Origin of the sequence: Enterobacter sp. GD03975, assembly GCF_029838645.1 — a bacterium.
Classification (GTDB): Bacteria; Pseudomonadota; Gammaproteobacteria; order Enterobacterales; family Enterobacteriaceae; genus Enterobacter; species Enterobacter quasihormaechei.
Map to the genome: position 1 here is coordinate 175,502 of NZ_JAOBZC010000001.1, position 15,475 is coordinate 190,976.

General features: G+C 55.2%; 16 protein-coding genes. 10 read left to right on the top strand and 6 right to left on the bottom strand.

Features of this window, described 5'->3' with window-relative positions; all coding sequences use genetic code 11:
* Positions 1 to 427 precede the first annotated feature (427 nt).
* From N5C09_RS00770 to N5C09_RS00785, 4 genes are all read left to right on the top strand, one after another.
* Positions 428 to 1,423, top strand: a complete 996-nt coding sequence (locus N5C09_RS00770; RefSeq protein WP_279748233.1) for an alpha/beta hydrolase — start codon at positions 428 to 430, stop codon at positions 1,421 to 1,423.
* 44 nt (positions 1,424 to 1,467) lie between these two features.
* Complete coding sequence (locus N5C09_RS00775; RefSeq protein WP_279748234.1) at positions 1,468 to 2,208, top strand: response regulator; 741 nt, start codon at positions 1,468 to 1,470, stop codon at positions 2,206 to 2,208.
* Positions 2,205 to 3,500, top strand: a complete 1,296-nt coding sequence (locus N5C09_RS00780; RefSeq protein WP_279748235.1) for an ATP-binding protein — start codon at positions 2,205 to 2,207, stop codon at positions 3,498 to 3,500. The genes N5C09_RS00775 and N5C09_RS00780 overlap by 4 nt, the downstream gene beginning before the upstream one ends.
* A 135-nt stretch (positions 3,501 to 3,635) precedes the next feature.
* Positions 3,636 to 4,826, top strand: coding sequence for a cytochrome c biogenesis protein/redoxin (locus N5C09_RS00785; protein WP_279748236.1), 1,191 nt, complete (start codon positions 3,636 to 3,638; stop codon positions 4,824 to 4,826).
* 6 nt (positions 4,827 to 4,832) lie between these two features.
* Here the strand turns inward: N5C09_RS00785 and tam are convergent, their stop codons facing one another.
* Positions 4,833 to 5,591 (bottom strand): trans-aconitate 2-methyltransferase, encoded by a 759-nt coding sequence (tam, locus tag N5C09_RS00790; RefSeq protein ID WP_279748237.1) that lies wholly within the window; start codon positions 5,589 to 5,591, stop codon positions 4,833 to 4,835.
* 85 nt (positions 5,592 to 5,676) lie between these two features.
* Entirely contained in the window at positions 5,677 to 6,261 is a 585-nt protein-coding gene (locus tag N5C09_RS00795) for a GDP-mannose pyrophosphatase (RefSeq protein ID WP_279748238.1), read from the bottom strand.
* A gap of 86 nt (positions 6,262 to 6,347) precedes the next feature.
* Here N5C09_RS00795 and N5C09_RS00800 point away from each other — a divergent pair, with 86 nt between their 5' ends.
* The 5 genes from N5C09_RS00800 (at position 6,348) to N5C09_RS00820 (ending at position 11,079) form a co-directional block, all read left to right on the top strand.
* The gene (locus N5C09_RS00800; RefSeq protein WP_279748239.1) at positions 6,348 to 7,106 is read left to right on the top strand and encodes a DeoR/GlpR family DNA-binding transcription regulator; all 759 of its coding nucleotides are present in this window, start codon (positions 6,348 to 6,350) and stop codon (positions 7,104 to 7,106) included.
* Between the two features lie 104 nt (positions 7,107 to 7,210).
* Complete coding sequence (locus N5C09_RS00805; protein WP_279748240.1) at positions 7,211 to 8,503, top strand: glycosyl hydrolase family 28 protein; 1,293 nt, start codon at positions 7,211 to 7,213, stop codon at positions 8,501 to 8,503.
* Between the two features lie 85 nt (positions 8,504 to 8,588).
* The gene (locus N5C09_RS00810) at positions 8,589 to 9,257 is read left to right on the top strand and encodes an epoxyqueuosine reductase QueH (protein WP_063451313.1); all 669 of its coding nucleotides are present in this window, start codon (positions 8,589 to 8,591) and stop codon (positions 9,255 to 9,257) included.
* A gap of 271 nt (positions 9,258 to 9,528) precedes the next feature.
* Positions 9,529 to 10,494 (top strand): hypothetical protein, encoded by a 966-nt coding sequence (locus tag N5C09_RS00815; RefSeq protein ID WP_279748241.1) that lies wholly within the window; start codon positions 9,529 to 9,531, stop codon positions 10,492 to 10,494.
* Positions 10,495 to 10,509: 15 nt separating this feature from the next.
* Positions 10,510 to 11,079 (top strand): hypothetical protein, encoded by a 570-nt coding sequence (locus N5C09_RS00820; RefSeq protein WP_279748242.1) that lies wholly within the window; start codon positions 10,510 to 10,512, stop codon positions 11,077 to 11,079.
* A 135-nt stretch (positions 11,080 to 11,214) separates the two neighbouring features.
* On the opposite strand, the gene N5C09_RS00825 is transcribed toward N5C09_RS00820, so the two are convergent.
* From N5C09_RS00825 to N5C09_RS00835, 3 genes are all read right to left on the bottom strand, one after another.
* Complete coding sequence (locus N5C09_RS00825; protein WP_279748243.1) at positions 11,215 to 11,700, bottom strand: GNAT family N-acetyltransferase; 486 nt, start codon at positions 11,698 to 11,700, stop codon at positions 11,215 to 11,217.
* Positions 11,688 to 11,954, bottom strand: coding sequence for a DUF1778 domain-containing protein (locus N5C09_RS00830; RefSeq protein ID WP_063451299.1), 267 nt, complete (start codon positions 11,952 to 11,954; stop codon positions 11,688 to 11,690). The genes N5C09_RS00825 and N5C09_RS00830 overlap by 13 nt, the downstream gene beginning before the upstream one ends.
* Positions 11,955 to 12,047: 93 nt before the next feature.
* On the bottom strand, positions 12,048 to 12,956 hold the full coding sequence (locus N5C09_RS00835; RefSeq protein WP_279748244.1) for a LysR family transcriptional regulator: 909 nt from the start codon (positions 12,954 to 12,956) through the stop codon (positions 12,048 to 12,050).
* 127 nt (positions 12,957 to 13,083) lie between these two features.
* On the opposite strand from N5C09_RS00835, the gene N5C09_RS00840 reads away from it, so the two are divergent.
* Positions 13,084 to 14,463 (top strand): DHA2 family efflux MFS transporter permease subunit, encoded by a 1,380-nt coding sequence (locus N5C09_RS00840; protein WP_279748466.1) that lies wholly within the window; start codon positions 13,084 to 13,086, stop codon positions 14,461 to 14,463.
* On the opposite strand, the gene N5C09_RS00845 is transcribed toward N5C09_RS00840, so the two are convergent.
* Positions 14,437 to 15,471: a DUF2891 domain-containing protein gene (locus N5C09_RS00845; protein ID WP_279748245.1), complete on the bottom strand. Its 1,035-nt coding sequence runs from the start codon at positions 15,469 to 15,471 to the stop codon at positions 14,437 to 14,439. The two genes, N5C09_RS00840 and N5C09_RS00845, sit on opposite strands and share 27 nt — an antisense overlap.
* Positions 15,472 to 15,475 lie beyond the last annotated feature (4 nt).

Genomic DNA, 15,475 nt, shown 5'->3' on the forward strand with positions numbered 1-15,475 from the left:
TACCTACTTTTTTTCATTATCGCCTTTACCCTTTTGAAATACGCTGATGTTCTTGAGTTTGCCGAAGCATCACGACCGGGGGTTGTTTCAAGGTTTCTTATTGCGTTGATTGTATTAATAGCGGTAACCCGATGGGGCGTTAACTTGGTGAACCGATTGAAAAATAAATGAAATACATTGTTCGATATCCAAACTTACCCCTATCTGGTAGATCTGTTTGCTGATGCTACCGAACGTGACGCAGGGGCAGGTAAAGCCTCGACGATTACGTCCGTTATCGAATCACCCTTTAACCCGATTTGTATCACACTGTATCTGCGCCTGAGAGACATACACGGGTATGCAATAATACCGCCTCCGCACACATCCCCTATACAAACTCATGGTGTTATATCTCCGTCAACTGAACTCACCCGGAGATAACATCATGCTTAACAAACTCGCCTATTCAGCAGTCGCATTGACCGTTTCGCTTGGCACCGTAATGTCCTGTCAGGCAGAAGCGATGGGTAAGGATTACTCGTCGGCTTTTAACCAGGTAAAACAAATTAATGCCGGCGATCTGAACGTCGGTTATGTCGATATCGGGCCGAAAGACGGGCAACCGGTGATCCTGCTGCATGGCTGGCCGTACGATATTCACAGCTACGCGGAAGTTGCCCCCGCGCTGGCCGCGAAAGGGTATCGTGTCATCGTGCCGTCCCTGCGCGGTTACGGCACCACGCGATTTATCTCTGATAAAACACCGCGTAACGGCCAGCCTTCGGCAATGGCGAAAGACATCGTCAACCTGATGGACGCCCTGAATATCAAACAGGCGGTGTTTGCCGGTTATGACTGGGGAGCACGTACGGCGGATATCGTTGCGGCGCTTTGGCCGGAGCGCGTGAAATCGCTGGTCTCGGTGAGCGGCTACCTGATTAGCAGCCAGGCGATTGGTCAACAACCTTTACCGCCGAAAGCGGAGGTACAGTGGTGGTATCAGTTCTACTTCGCCACGCCGCGCGGTGCTGAAGGCTATGCTAAAAATACGCACGATTTTGCCCGCCTGATCTGGTCCCAGGCTTCGCCTGACTGGACATTCAGCGATGCCACCTTCAATACCAGCGCCAAATCCCTCGATAATCCGGACCACGTAGCCGTCACGCTCAGTAATTACCGCTGGCGTCTGGGGCTGGAGAAGGGTGAGCAGAAATATGACGCCTATGAACAAAAGCTCGCCGCGTTGCCGAATATTACGGTGCCGACCATCACCATCGAGGGCGGTAACAACGGAGCTCCACATCCGGCACCTGCGGCCTATGCCGGAAAATTTACCGGGAAATATGAGCACCGCACCTTTGGCGCTAAGGTTGGCCACAACCCGCCGCAGGAAGATCCGCAGGACTTTGTTAAAGCGGTTGTCGACGCGGATAAGCTCTGACATGTGCTATTTTCAATCCGTTACCTCTTAATCAGGAGCCTGCGGTGGAGCATATTGATCGCATCCTTGTTGTCGATGACGACAGGGATATTCGTGAACTGATTGTCGATTACCTCGTGAAATCCGGTTATCACGCCTCTGGCGCGGCGAACGGGAAAGAGATGCGCGTGATGCTCGACAAACAGCATATCGACCTGGTGGTGCTGGACGTGATGATGCCCAGCGATGACGGTCTGACGCTGTGCCGACAGCTGCGCAGCAGCAGGTATAAGGATCTGCCGATCCTGATGCTTACCGCGCGCAACGAGGACACGGACCGGATCCTGGGGCTGGAGATGGGCGCAGACGATTACGTGGTAAAACCATTTGTGGCCCGCGAACTGCTGGCGCGTATCAAAGCCATCCTGCGGCGGTTTCGCACCATGCCGCCAAATCTTCAGGTGACCGAGGCAGGGCGCCTGGTGGTGTTCGGCGAATGGCAGCTGGATACCGTGGCGCGTCATCTGATCGATAATGAAGGGATGATCGTGGCGCTCAGCGGGGCAGAATACCGGCTCCTGCGCGTGTTCCTCGATCATCCTCAGCGGGTGTTAACCCGTGACCAACTGCTGAACCTGACGCAGGGACGCGATGCCGAACTGTTTGAGCGTTCGATTGATCTTCTGGTGAGCCGCGTGCGGCAGCGCCTGAATGAGGATGCCCGCACGCCGGCCTACATAAAAACCGTACGCAGTGAAGGCTACGTGTTTACCATGCCGGTGACCATCGTTGAGGCCAATGAATGACGCTGTGGCCCAAAACATTACTGGCCCGGCTGCTGATCATTGTGCTGCTTGGGCTATTGCTGGCTAACGCACTCAGCCTGACGCTGGTCATGGTGGAGCGAATGCACAGCGCGCGCACGGTTATGCTGGGCAATCTTGAGAATGACGTTGCCACCAGCGTGGCCATTCTCGACCGGCTTCCCGCGAAAGAGCGCCCGCAGTGGCTGGAACGGCTAAGCCGGGGGAATTATCGTTACATTCTTGGCCCCGGTGAGGCCGGCGCCGCGCCAGTGGATAAACGCTCGCGGGACGCGGTTCGTACCCTGAAAGAGACGCTTTCTGCCCAATATCCGCTCCAGTTCACGGCGGTTCCGGGGCCGATCTCCCATATTCAGGCCCATCTGACGCTCCGCGACGGGGCACCGCTCACCATCGATCTGATCCCGCGTATGCCGCCCGTCGCCAGCTGGTTACCCGTGGTGCTGGTTCTTCAGCTGTTACTTGTCGCGCTTTGTTCCTGGATTGCCGTGCGCCAGGTTGTCCGGCCGTTCCTGCAATTCACGCGCGCGGTTGATTCGCTCGATCCTGCGGCCCATTCACCCATGACTGAAAAAGGACCGATTGAGGTGCGTCAGGCGGCGCATGCGTTTAATGAGATGCAGTCGAGGATACAGACGTATCTGCGTGAACGCGCGCAAATTCTGGCGTCCATTTCTCACGATCTCCAGACGCCCATCACGCGCATGAAGCTGCGGGTCGAAATGGCGGATCGGCCCGAGTTGCGCGATAAGTTGATGAGTGACCTCGATAATATGTCGCGCCTGGTACGGGAGGGTATTGCCTATGCCCGGTCATCAGAATCCCTTGAAGAGACCACGCTGAAACTGGAACTGAGTGCGTGGATTAACAGCATCGCCAGTGATTATCAGGACATCGGTAAAAACGTGCAGTTTCATGCACCCGCTACGCGTCTGCCGATCGTTACCCGCCCACAGGCGTTGCGTCGGGTAATGACCAATCTGCTGGATAATGCGCTGAAGTTTGGCGATAGCGCGGTAATAGACATTGATGCAGATGAAAATCAGGTGGCAATCCGCATTCTGGATAACGGTCCTGGCATTCCTGAGGCTGAACTGGAGGCCGTGTTACAGCCGTTTTATCGGGTTGAAACGTCGCGCAACCGCGACACGGGCGGCACCGGATTAGGCCTCGCGATTGCCGCGCAGCTCACCGCCCAGCTTGACGGGAAACTGCATCTTGCAAACCGTAACGAGGGCGGGCTGGCCGTCAGCGTGACCCTTCCGCGCGGTTAATTGTACCCCTGTGTATCTGTACGCCGCGCCGATACACGGGCAGACGAAATGCAGCTTTTAGCACACAGCCTGAACACATTCTTACGGTGAAATGACCTCACTGCACCTTCGCAGCAACGGTATTGTGAGGTCTTTATGTTTCTGATAATTGCTTTTTTGGGCGGCATGATTAGCCTGCTCAGCCCGTGTACGCTTCCCGTCATTCCTCTGCTGTTCGCCGGTTTCCAGGGGCAGCGCAAACACATTCTGGCGCTACTCGGGGGGATGATTGTGATGTTTACGTTGGTGGCGATGGTGGTCACGGTTGCCAGCGAGTGGATCGCCGACGCTACCGTTATCGCCCGCTGGATTGCGCTTCTGGTGCTGGGCATCGCCGCACTGGCCCTCATTTTCCCCCAGTTCGCACAACGAATTGCCAGCCCGGCGGTCAACGTCGGAAACGTGCTAAACACCCGCAGCGCACAGACGCGCGGCATGTTGTCGGCATTTCTGGCAGGGCTGTCCGTAGGACTCCTGTGGTCTCCCTGTGCCGGACCGATTCTCGGGGCAATATTCAGCATCAATATTGCGGGTCACTCGGCCATTGCAACCGTCGCGCTGTTAGCCGCTTACGGCGGAGGATGCGCGCTGATGCTGGGGCTGCTCGTCATCGGAGGGCGTAAGCTGATCACCCCTCTGAGGGCAAAATCCGCGTTGATGGCGCGTCTGCGTCAGGGCGCAGGGGTAATGATGTTAACCGCCGTGGCCTTTAACGCATCAGGAATGAGTTCGTCGCTGAAAGGAGCTAACGGCATTGCTGACCGTCTGGAAAACGCCCTGTTAAGGCTTGCGCAACCAGCCTCCACGCAGGTGAAACTGCAACCTGTGGCTGAAGCGGTGCCGAACAGCCAGCTGCCGTCGCTGGACGGCGGCACGGGCTGGATAAAGGGTGACCCTGTCACGTCTGCATCCCTGCGAGGAAAGGTGGTGCTTATTGATTTCTGGACGTGGGACTGCATTAACTGCCAGCACACGCTCCCGCACGTACGTGACTGGGCGAAGAAATACCAGTCTGAAGGCCTGGTGGTGATTGGCGTCCACACCCCGGAATATCCATGGGAAAAGCCGTTATCATCGGTGAAAAACGCGGTCAACAAATGGCAGCTGCCGTACCGCGTAGTGACGGATAATAACTATAAAATCTGGCGCGCGTTCGGAAACCAGTACTGGCCGGCGCATTACTTTTTCGATGCGAAAGGGCAACTGCGTTACACCTCGTTCGGCGAAGGTCACTACGACAAGCAGGAGGCCGTTATACAACAGCTGCTCAAGGAGGCGCGTTCCTGATCCGGCTCAGGGTGCCCGCTGAGCAACCATAAACAGGCGAGGAAAGGCCAGCAGTATCTGCCCGTTTTCCTGGAGCGGATACTGCTCTACCAGCCGTTCATGATAGCGTTTCAGAAAGTTTTTCTGCTCGCTCTCGTTGAGATCCTGCAACCACGGCCTTAACCCCGTTGCGCTGACCCAGTCAATAATCGCCTGATGAGAGCTCATCTGATGGAAGTAGGTGGTGCGCCAGATATCCACGTCGCATCCCGCTTCCGTCAAAATATCGTAGTAGGCATGGATACCCGGCAACGGCTCGCGGCCACGATCGGGGTAGCCCTGTTCCGCTGCGACTTCACGCATCAGGGCGTGCGTGGGCTCAAGCCAGTTGTCGGGCATTTGCACCGCCAGCACGCCGTTTAGCTGAAGCAGTGAAACCAGATGTGGCAGAAGGTGATAATGGTCCGGGATCCATTGCAGGGAGGCGTTGGCGTAGATCAGGCTAAGAGGCTGTTCAGGTTTGTAGTGACGAATATCCGCTTCAATAAACTGACAGTCTGGCAGAGCCTGTCGGGCTTCGTCCAGCATGGCAGGGGAGTTATCCACGCCGGCGATCTGCGCTGTAGTCCAACGCTGTTTCAGCAGCGCCGTGCTGTTACCCGGCCCGCAGCCCAGATCCACGGCAAACGTTACGTCTGAAAGCGGCACCCGGGCGAGTAACTCAGCGGCGGGACGCGTGCGCTCTGCGCTGTACTGAAGATAAAGAGAGGGATCCCAGTCTGCCATTTTTCGCATCTCCATGTTGAGGTGTTCAGCAAGAATAGCACAGGCAGAAACCTGCGCCGTGGCAGGTATCTGGATAACCGTGAGATTATAAAATGCCTTTCAGGGCTACGTGATAAAGCAGCATGATGGTTTTACCGTCAACAATCTGGCCGTTCTCAATGCCCCGTAGCGCGTCGTCCAGCGTCATTTCCAGCACGTCGATATCTTCCCCCTCGGCCTTAACGCCGCCGCCCGCGCTGGCCCGATCCTGCGGGTGATATTCCGCCAGATAGAAATAGAGCTTTTCGGTAACGGAGCCCGGGCTCATGTAGGCCTCAAAAACTTTCTCAACGCGCGTCACCTTAAACCCGGTTTCTTCTTCCGCTTCGGCCTTAATCCGGCTTTCAGGATCCAGGTTATCAAGCAACCCCGCGGCTGCCTCAATGAGGTCCTCTTCGTGACCATTGATACACACCGGGAAACGGAACTGACGCGTCAGAATAACGGTTTTGCTGTCGCGATTATAGAGCAGGATCGTCGCGCCATTCCCGCGGTCATATACTTCGCGCTCTTGCCGCTGCCAGTCGCCATCGCTGCGCTGGAGGTCAAAAGTGTATTTTTTCAGGTTATACCAGTTATCGGACAACGTTTCGCTAGTGATAATGCGTATATCTGCACGTTTTGATTGCACGTTTAACTCTCCTCTCGTAGAGTAAACATCATAAGCAGCACTATCGTGCAAAAACAAGCTGTATCGTGCAATACCAGGAATAAAAAATGCTCACCAGTCAGCGTAAACAGTTAATCCTTGAAAAGCTGGAGGCGGAAGGCCAGGTTCAGTCAACTGCGCTTAGCCACTTATTTTCGGTGTCAGAGGACACTATTCGCCGGGATTTACGCGAACTGGCGGCAGAAGGGCGTTTGCAGCGTGTCCACGGCGGCGCGCTTCCGGCATCGTCAGCGATTGCGCCTTTTGCCGAGCGCCAGTCCGTTAAAATGGATGCCAAGAAACGCGTGGCCCGTCGGGGCGCGCAGCTCATTTCGCCGGGGCAGGTGGTGATTGTCGATGGCGGGACGACCACCTCAGAACTGATCACGTTCTTACCGCCAGATCTACGGATTACCGTGGTGACGCACAGCCCGGGTATCGCATTGGGGCTGGTCGACCATCCGAGCATAGAAGTGATCCTGATTGGCGGTCGATTGTATAAACACTCCATCGTCACGGTCGGCGCGGCCGCTATTGAAGGCATCAACAATATTCATGCAGATCTGTTCTTCATGGGCGTCACCGGCGTTCATCCCGAGGCCGGGCTGACTACAGGAGATTATGAGGAAGCGTGCATCAAACGTGCATTTTCCGGCAGAGCGGCGGAAACGGTAATACTGGCCTCGCCGGAAAAGATCAATACGGCCTCGGCGTTTGTGATTGGCGATTTGTCGCTGGTCAATACGCTGGTCGTTGAGGACACAACGGATGAACGCTGGGTCAACGCCATGAAAGAAAAGGGCATTGCGGTGATCGCAAGCCAGTAAATATCCGCTTTTTTGCCAGCCTGGCTGCGGGGCTGTCAAACAGACAAAGGTTATGCGTCACGCTGATTCTTACACTAACGCTTTCATTCTTTTAAGGACAACCCATGAAAGCGATCTCCATTCTGGCCTTCGGCGCGGACCCAACCGCGCAACGCCTGTCAACTTCCGCCATTCAGCAAGCCATCAATACCGCGCAACGCAACGACGTCATCGTTATCCCGCAAGGCCATTTTCTGACCGGAGCACTGTTCCTGAAAAGTGGAGTATCGCTTCGTCTGGACGCCGGCGCTCGGCTTATGGGAAGCCAGGATTTAGCAGATTACCCGCTGATTGATACCCGGGTAGCCGGCATTGAAATGCGCTGGCCGGCAGGCATCATTAATATTATCAACTGTGAAAACGTCAGCATTACCGGTACGGGCACGATAGACGGGCAGGGTGCAGTCTGGTGGCAACGCTTCTGGGGCGAGGACGAGCACAGCGGAATGGTCGGTGACTACAGCGCCAGAGGGTTGCGCTGGGTGGTTGATTACGACTGTCAGCGCCCGCGCAATGTTCTGGTTTATGAAAGCCAGACCATTTTGCTGCGTGACTTCACCAGTCGGGAATCCGGATTCTGGAACATGCACCTCTGTTATTCGCGCCATATCGCGGTTGAGGGCGTGCAGATTAGCAATTCTGCGGGGCCGAGCACCGACGGAATAGACATCGACTCCTGTGAACAGGTGCGCGTTGAAGGCTGCATCGTTTCCTGCAATGACGACAATATCTGCATCAAATCAGGACGGGGTCGCGAAGCGGCGCAAAAAGCACGTCCGGCGCGGGATATAGTGATTCGCGGCTGTACGCTGAATAAAGGGTCCGGGATCACCCTTGGGAGCGAAACCTCAGGCGGCATTGAACGCGTCCTGATCGAAGATAATGCGTTTAACGGTACGGGCGTTGGATTTCGCATTAAGTCTGCCCGCAACCGAGGCGGGTTCATTCGGGATATTACCGTACAGAATTTGCGACTTACGGACGTACGCTTTCCTGTTCTGATCCAGCTGAACTGGTTTCCGCAGTACAGCTATGGCGACCAGGGCAATTTATCTGAAAAACCAGAACACTGGCGCAAGCTGGCTGAGGGCGTCGAGGGAGAAGCCGGGCTTACTGCGGTCAGCCGCCTGACGCTTAAAAACATTGTGACCCGGCGATCCGCCAATACCATTTTTTCACGCGCGTTTTTCATTGAAGGGTATCCGGAGCGTCCGGTATCCGGGCTCGTGCTGGAAGATATTGCGATTGATGCCACCGAGTTCGGGAAGATTTCGGGCGTTGACGGGCTGCACTTTAATGATGTCCATGTCACGGCAAGGGAGGCCACGCGGGACAGCAATGATGTTTATGAGCGTTGAGAGCACAACACTCATCGCATTTTTTAAAGCAATCTTTTCAATGCTACACTGTCCGCAACCATAAATTTCCTGAATCAAATAACTGATGGCTATGACTAATTTTGAACGTCCGAAACTACAGCTTCCAAACGGCGCAGATAAACTGTTGTTGCACTCGTGTTGCGCCCCTTGTTCCGGTGAGGTCATGGAGGCCATTCAGGCGTCGGGCATTGATTACACCATCTTCTTTTACAATCCGAACATTCATCCGCAGAAAGAGTATCTCATCCGCAAGGAGGAGAATATTCGTTTCGCTGAGAAACATGGCGTGCCATTTGTCGATGCAGATTACGATACCGATAACTGGTTTGAGCGCGCCAAAGGTATGGAATGGGAGCCTGAGCGCGGCGTTCGGTGCACCATGTGCTTTGATATGCGCTTTGAGCGCACAGCGCTGTATGCCGCTGAAAATGGGTTCAGCGTGATCAGCAGCTCGCTCGGAATTTCCCGCTGGAAAAATATGCAGCAGATTAACGACTGCGGACAGCGCGCCGCCGCGCATTATCCGGGAATGGTGTACTGGGATTACAACTGGCGTAAACAGGGAGGATCGTCGCGCATGATTGAGATCAGCAAGCGCGAACAGTTTTATCAGCAGGAGTACTGTGGCTGCGTTTATTCATTGCGTGATACTAACATGCACCGTAAATCACAAGGCAGGCCGCTGATTAAACTCGGTAAACTTTACTATGGTAAGGAAGATGAAGGTCAATAGTATGAGAGACGCCTGGAACCGCACCAGATTTTGCGCCATGGTGTAACTTTCGCGGATTGGGGATTGGACTGAGACGGACGCTAGAATTTAGCTTCTTTAATCTTAGTGCGCATAATGTATATTATGTTAAATCACTTATTGTGATGAATTGTTTGTGATTTGATCGCTGAGTTAACGCTGCTATTATCTAAGTCTAAAAGTTGGAATCATAAATTTTTTCAATAAATTACCCTGCTAATTCACAGTCCTCACGGAATGAAGGAGCTCTCCGATGAATTTACCCGGTCAGCAGTCGCCTGACAGCACCCTTCCCTCTTATGATCTCTCGCGAAGCCTTGGCTTACTGGCCGGTACTGATATCGACTTTAAAAAGCTGGCTGCGCAGCTCGACTGCACACGTAACTTTTACAATGTCGGCATCATTTTCGATGATGGCAAGCAACGCTGGCTGGTTCGCCCGTCACGACGCATTGCTGATGTGAATCAGAGTACCGTCAGCCATGTGGTCATAAGTAGAATTCCAGATGCTAAGGAAACCAGTGCGGAAAAAGCCGTGGTGGCGACGTTAACCACGCCAGCACTTGCGACAGAAATCACCTCAACCGGTTTCGCCTGTGGCGCGATGATTGTTACGCTTGTCATGGCGTTTGGTGCCGGTGCGGCCGTGCCTTTTACCGCTGGCGGATCCGGCGTGATTGCTGCGATTAGCCTGTCCGGCACGCTGGCTACGGGAGCACAATGCATGATTGGCGCGGGCCGTCTGCTGGCTATCCATAACGACCATGGTTCCGATGTTGCCTGGCTCGACAGCCAGGACTGGTACGTTGCCACCACGACGGTTCTGGACGTTATTTCGCTGACTGCGGCAGGAACCGCGCTACGAGGTACTTTAGAAACGTACAAGCTGATGAAAGCGGCATCTTCAAGTAAAGTTACCGCCTGGTTCCAGAGCCTGAGCCGTGCCGAGCGTAAGCGCATCACGGAAGAAATTATTAAAGCGCAGAATCCAGGCATCTCCAGTGCTGGCGTAAAGGCCGCGATCCGTGCAGGTGTTTATCCGAAACGTTTCCCCAGCGAATCGTTACAAAAATCACTGCAACGCGAGCTAATGAATGCGGTCAATAACGCATCTGCCTTTGTGGGGAGTTCACTCACAGGGACTATCCGCAATCCACAAAATACCGTCCAGTCAGGACGTTATGTGGTTGGTGTGTTGCAGTCTTTTTTACCTAACTAAACGCTGAGTATTCAAATGTTTAAAGTTTTAACCCGTCGCCTGCAATATTGTAACGAGGTGTCTGCCAGCATAAAAAATGCCGCCCCGACACAGTTGCAGCAGTTGAAGACGCAGTTGGCTGAAGATATGGGTAAGCCAGTGGGGCTACATACCATGGGCATTCCGGCGGCGGTCAGTACGCTCGGGGTGATTGTCAGTTTCGCCATTCCTCAACTGTGGCTGGGGTATGGCGTACTCGCTGCACTCGGCCAGCCAGCAGAGCGCGTATTCGTGTGGGTTGTGCTGATCGCCCTGCTCTTCGCCGGCATCAACGGAGTGACGATGTTTATGATTGGCAAAGGTAGCATGCGTGCCGTGCGGTTACATCTTATGTTAGCTGTGCTAAGCCTGGTATTAACGGCAGCCTATCTGCTGGCCGCGCTGAGCGGTAGTTCTTCTCCGGGCGTCAGCCTGACCGCGGCGCTAGTAAGTATTGTCATGCTTGGGATTAGCGGAAGCTGTATCCTTTCTACCGCTTTCTATAAGATGCTGCTATTTACTTTGCATAACAAAGTCTGGCGCAAGCTTATCAGCCAGACGCGCTAAACATTTATTCCATAAAGAAATCTCGCCGCTACCGGCGGGATTTCTTTATAGCTTTTATACCAAGAGGTGCTAAACAATCGATCATCGAGTAAAAGGTAATAAAAGCTCCTCACATTCACCCCTTCCCCTTTATCTCTACTGAGGAAGTCTCAGAAACAATGTCCGTTCCTGAGTCTGCGATGCCCTGAAACCATGGTGAATATAAAAAGCCTTGGCTTCCTCAGTCAGTGCATGAACCATGATCGCCCGCACGCCGATGTTTTCTGCCACCCGATAACAGCGTAAAACCGCATCATGGAGTAAATCGGCTCCCAACCCCTTTCCACGCAATGAGACATCGACTGCCAGACGGGCAAGTACAATCACGGGAATGGGATCCGGCATGTTACGCCGTAGATTACCGGTCGCTTCCGTATGGTTAACGCTGCCGGTAGCCAGTGAGTAAAAACCCGCTACCTGCTTCGTGCCCGTTTTACAAACAACGAACGTTCGGGCTGCGCCGAGCGCCTGGTTTTTCAGACCTCTTTGTTTTAGCCATTCATCAAGCACGGCTTCACCACTGACGAACTCCGCCAGTTGATGGACGCTGGTTAATGGCTTTGGTGCGGTTACACGTCCCACTGGGGTTTCCTTGCCAGCAGTTTTTCTAAGGCAGGATCGTCCGCCACCGGGGCATCGAGCATATCAATGAACTCGGCATACTGTTCATCGTTAAAATTGAATACACGCCGATCGAGGATCACATTCTCGGCCGCCTGGCAGGCCATCTCCAGAATGAAGTCCGTACGTGATTTATGGAGGATCTCTGCGGCGGCATCGATAAGCGCCCGCTGAGATTCTTTGGCTCTAAGATTGAGCTGAACATCTGATTTCATGGGAACACCTCTTGTATAGCATTTGCTTTACAAGCATAGCACAGGCATTGTGTATAGCAATCTCTATACAAATTCATACGGAAGCCGTTAACGTTAAGACCTGCCCTCACCACATATCGCAAGAATTTTGTCTCTCAGCCAGCGGTGACCAGGGTCGCGTTCCATTCGCGGATGCCACATTTGCGACACCGTAATACGCCTGCTTTTGAACGGCAGTTCGAAAACGTGTACCTGGTCTGTTACCTGCTGATTAAGTAAATAGAGCGCGGGTATCATGGCGATAAGATCTGATTCCAGCGCCACGGACAGGGCCGTCGGAAATCCCGGTACGACGCTTGCGATTTTACGCTTCATCCCTATCCCGGCCAGCGCATCGTCCACGGATCCGTGCAATGCACCCTCGGGTGACGCCACCACATGGCCCCACGAGACATAGTCGTCCACGCGTATATCTGCCAGGGCAGCCAGCGGGTGTCCTTTACGCACAACGCCCACAAACCGATCCTCAAACAGCCGTTGCAAACGGATTTCAGGCCCCATATTGCTCTGGACGCCAATCTCCAGATCGACCAGTCCTTCCCGTAGATAGCGCGACGTTTTTTCCGGCTTGGGCGCAAAGCGTATACAGACGCCCGACGCGGCGTTGGCCACAGCCGCTATAAGCGCAGGCCCAAACGCCACCACAAAACCATCGTTTGCCCGGATGGTGAAAAGGCGCTCCAGAGTTTCCACGTTGAACGTTTCGGTTGAGGGCTGCAATACCGCCTTCGCCTCGTGCATCGCGTGCCGGGCGCGATCCCGCGTTGCTTCGGCCCACGGGGTCAGGACCATGTTTCGTCCGGCGCGTACCAGAATCGGATCGCCTGTGACGTCACGTAACCTGCTCAGCGTGCGGCTCATGGCCGAGGTGCTGAGGTTCAAACGACGTGCCGCGCCTGCCACGCTCGCTTCGCTCAGCAGTATGTCGAGCGCTATCAGCAAATTAAAATCCGGATCGGACATTATCCCTCCTCCCTGCAAATTCGGATAAGGCGTTTCATGCAACGATAAAGTGCAAATGGTGCGCCTTCCGCCCGGTAAAAGCCATCTTTATAGTTTCGTCATCCATAAACTTTGAGAGGACAACATGATGACGCTCTTTTCCAGTCAACCCGGCGACGAAGGACTGCCTGGCCCGGCGCGCGCACGGGTGATGGCCGCAGTCATGACCACCACGTTAATGGGCGTGTTTGATGGCACCATGATCAATATTGCCCTGCCGTCTATGGCTCAGGAGATGCAGGTATATGCCAGTTTTGCCGTCTGGTTCGCCAACGGATATTTACTGGCGGCTGCGATGTCGCTGGCGATATTTGCGGCGCTTGCGGCCCGCCTGGGTTACCGCCCCGTATTTCTCGCAGGCCTGACGACCTTTACCCTCACGTCACTGGGCTGCGCGCTGGTGAATACCCCGGAAGCGCTCGTCGGCATGCGTGTGCTTCAGGGGATCGGTGGCGCAGCGACGCTGAGTATTGCCCCCGCGATATTGCGGTCCGTGTTCCCCGGACGATTGCTGGGCCGCGTTCTGGGGCTGCACGCCCTGCTCATCGCCTTCAGCTCCGCTATCGGGCCGGTATTGGGCGGTACAATTCTTCATATGCTGAGCTGGCAATGGCTGTTTGCGATAAACATTATACCGGGCGCTCTCGCCTTGTATCTGGCTGTCAGAGCGCTGCCGCGTGACGCGGTTCGAACGCAAGCGCCCTTCGATACACCGGGGGCAATATTGTCGGCGCTGCTGTTGGGCTCAACGATCGTGGCGGCGAACAGTTTCCAGAATGCAGAACATCACATCACCAGCCTCTGCTGGTCGGCGCTCGCCGCGCTAAGCGGCATCGCCTTTGTCTGGCAGATCCGCCGCTCGGCTAACCCATTATTGCCGCCTGCCATCTTCAAAAATGAACGTTTTACCCTCGCGGCCCTTACGTCGATGATGGCGTTCGTCAGCCAGGGGATCGCCTTCATTGCCCTGCCGTTCCTGCTTCAAAGCGTCTATGGCTTTAGCCCGCTCGTCTCTGCCCTGCTGTTTACGCCGTGGCCGCTGGGGATCGTGCTGATTGCACCGCATGCAGGCCGGTGGGCGGACACGATTTCGGCTCCGCCGATCTCCACTCTCGGGCTGATGATTTTCGCTGTGGGGTTGGGGCTACTGGCGACGCTGCCTGCCAGCCCAGCCATGTGGGACATCTGCCTGCGGTGCCTGGTGTGCGGTATGGGGTTTGGCTGCTTCCAGAGCCCCAATAACCGGGAGATGCTCTCAAACGTTACGCGTGACCATGCGAGCTTTGCTTCAGGCGTTTTGTCCATCATGCGGACGTTCGGACAGTGTCTCGGTGCAGCGGTTGTAGGGGTAATGCTGACAGCAGATGGAGGGCCCGTTCATGCTGCGCTGTGGATCGCCACGGCAGCCTCAGCGGTATCCGTATTGGTTAGCGTAAGCCGGTTACGGTCGCTGAGGCTGATAAAATGAGGCCCGGCTGGGCTTCTCCAGCGCCAGCAGCGCAAAGCTCGCCAGCCAGTGTCCGCCGCTGTAGTGGCTGCCGACGACATGCTCCACGCTTGCCGAAAGATGGCGCGCAACGGCATCGCGTAATGCCTGCCGGGCGCGATGATTCTCCGGTAAGGCACGGGCAATGTGCTTCATGCACCACGCGCGGCTGAGGTTGAGCCCGTCCAGGTGCGCAATTTTCGGATCGGTGCGGTCGCTCACCTCTGCCGGATGCATCAGTGCAGAAACGGACGCGATTTCGGGCAGAAACGCATCGAACCAGGCCGGGAAATCCTCCGCCACCTTGCTCATCAGCAGGGCCTCGGTCAGTGCCCCGGAGATATACTCGTCGCCGCCCGGCTCATAATGTGCCGGATAATGCGTATCCGCGAGATAAAACCGCGTCGATGCGTCCAGGATGGCGTGCTCGAGCGTGTCGTCGTTCACCGCGCGGGCATAGTCCAGCCCCAGCGCGAGGGCAAACGCCGTGTTGTAGTGCGTCCCGACGCGGATCGGATAGGTAAGCTTGCTGAGGTAATCCACCAGCCGCTGGCGAATGTCCAGGGTTAGCGGTTGCAGCGTCTGGTACCAGCGCTCCGCCTGCGGCAGCGTCGATTGTTGCAGCTCCTGCGCCAGCGCCAGCAGCCAGCCGTAGCCATAGGGCCGTTCAAACGACGCGCGGAACGGCGCGGTAAAATAGGCCAGCTCCTTCGCCACCTTCTCATCGGTCAGGTGTTCGTCGAACAGGGCGATAATCTCCTCCCGACACGGCAGTTCGGGATAGATACGCAGGCAGCGCAGCAGTAACCAGTAGCCATGTACAGCCGAATGCCAGTCGAAGCAGCCGTAAAATATCGGATGCAGCTCGCGAGGCGGCAATACGTCACCGTCGTCGTTGAGCAGGTGCATAATGTGGTTCGGGTATTCCTGACGTAAATAGGTCAACGGCATTCTGGCGAAGGCGTCAGCCTGATGTTGCGTTAATTCCATAGCG

Bases quoted from the DNA above. Each gene is read 5' to 3' on its own strand.
- N5C09_RS00770 (WP_279748233.1), top strand. From the start codon at position 428: ATGCTTAACAAACTCGCCTATTCAGCAGTCGCATTGACCGTTTCGCTT.
- N5C09_RS00810 (WP_063451313.1), top strand. From the start codon at position 8,589: ATGGCTATGACTAATTTTGAACGTCCGAAACTACAGCTTCCAAACGGC.
- N5C09_RS00835 (WP_279748244.1), bottom strand. From the start codon at position 12,956: ATGTCCGATCCGGATTTTAATTTGCTGATAGCGCTCGACATACTGCTG.
- N5C09_RS00840 (WP_279748466.1), top strand. From the start codon at position 13,084: ATGACGCTCTTTTCCAGTCAACCCGGCGACGAAGGACTGCCTGGCCCG.
- N5C09_RS00800 (WP_279748239.1), top strand. From the start codon at position 6,348: ATGCTCACCAGTCAGCGTAAACAGTTAATCCTTGAAAAGCTGGAGGCG.
- N5C09_RS00845 (WP_279748245.1), bottom strand. From the start codon at position 15,471: ATGGAATTAACGCAACATCAGGCTGACGCCTTCGCCAGAATGCCGTTG.
- N5C09_RS00785 (WP_279748236.1), top strand. From the start codon at position 3,636: ATGTTTCTGATAATTGCTTTTTTGGGCGGCATGATTAGCCTGCTCAGC.
- N5C09_RS00820 (WP_279748242.1), top strand. From the start codon at position 10,510: ATGTTTAAAGTTTTAACCCGTCGCCTGCAATATTGTAACGAGGTGTCT.
- N5C09_RS00805 (WP_279748240.1), top strand. From the start codon at position 7,211: ATGAAAGCGATCTCCATTCTGGCCTTCGGCGCGGACCCAACCGCGCAA.
- N5C09_RS00780 (WP_279748235.1), top strand. From the start codon at position 2,205: ATGACGCTGTGGCCCAAAACATTACTGGCCCGGCTGCTGATCATTGTG.
- tam (WP_279748237.1), bottom strand. From the start codon at position 5,591: ATGGCAGACTGGGATCCCTCTCTTTATCTTCAGTACAGCGCAGAGCGC.
- N5C09_RS00815 (WP_279748241.1), top strand. From the start codon at position 9,529: ATGAATTTACCCGGTCAGCAGTCGCCTGACAGCACCCTTCCCTCTTAT.
- N5C09_RS00830 (WP_063451299.1), bottom strand. From the start codon at position 11,954: ATGAAATCAGATGTTCAGCTCAATCTTAGAGCCAAAGAATCTCAGCGG.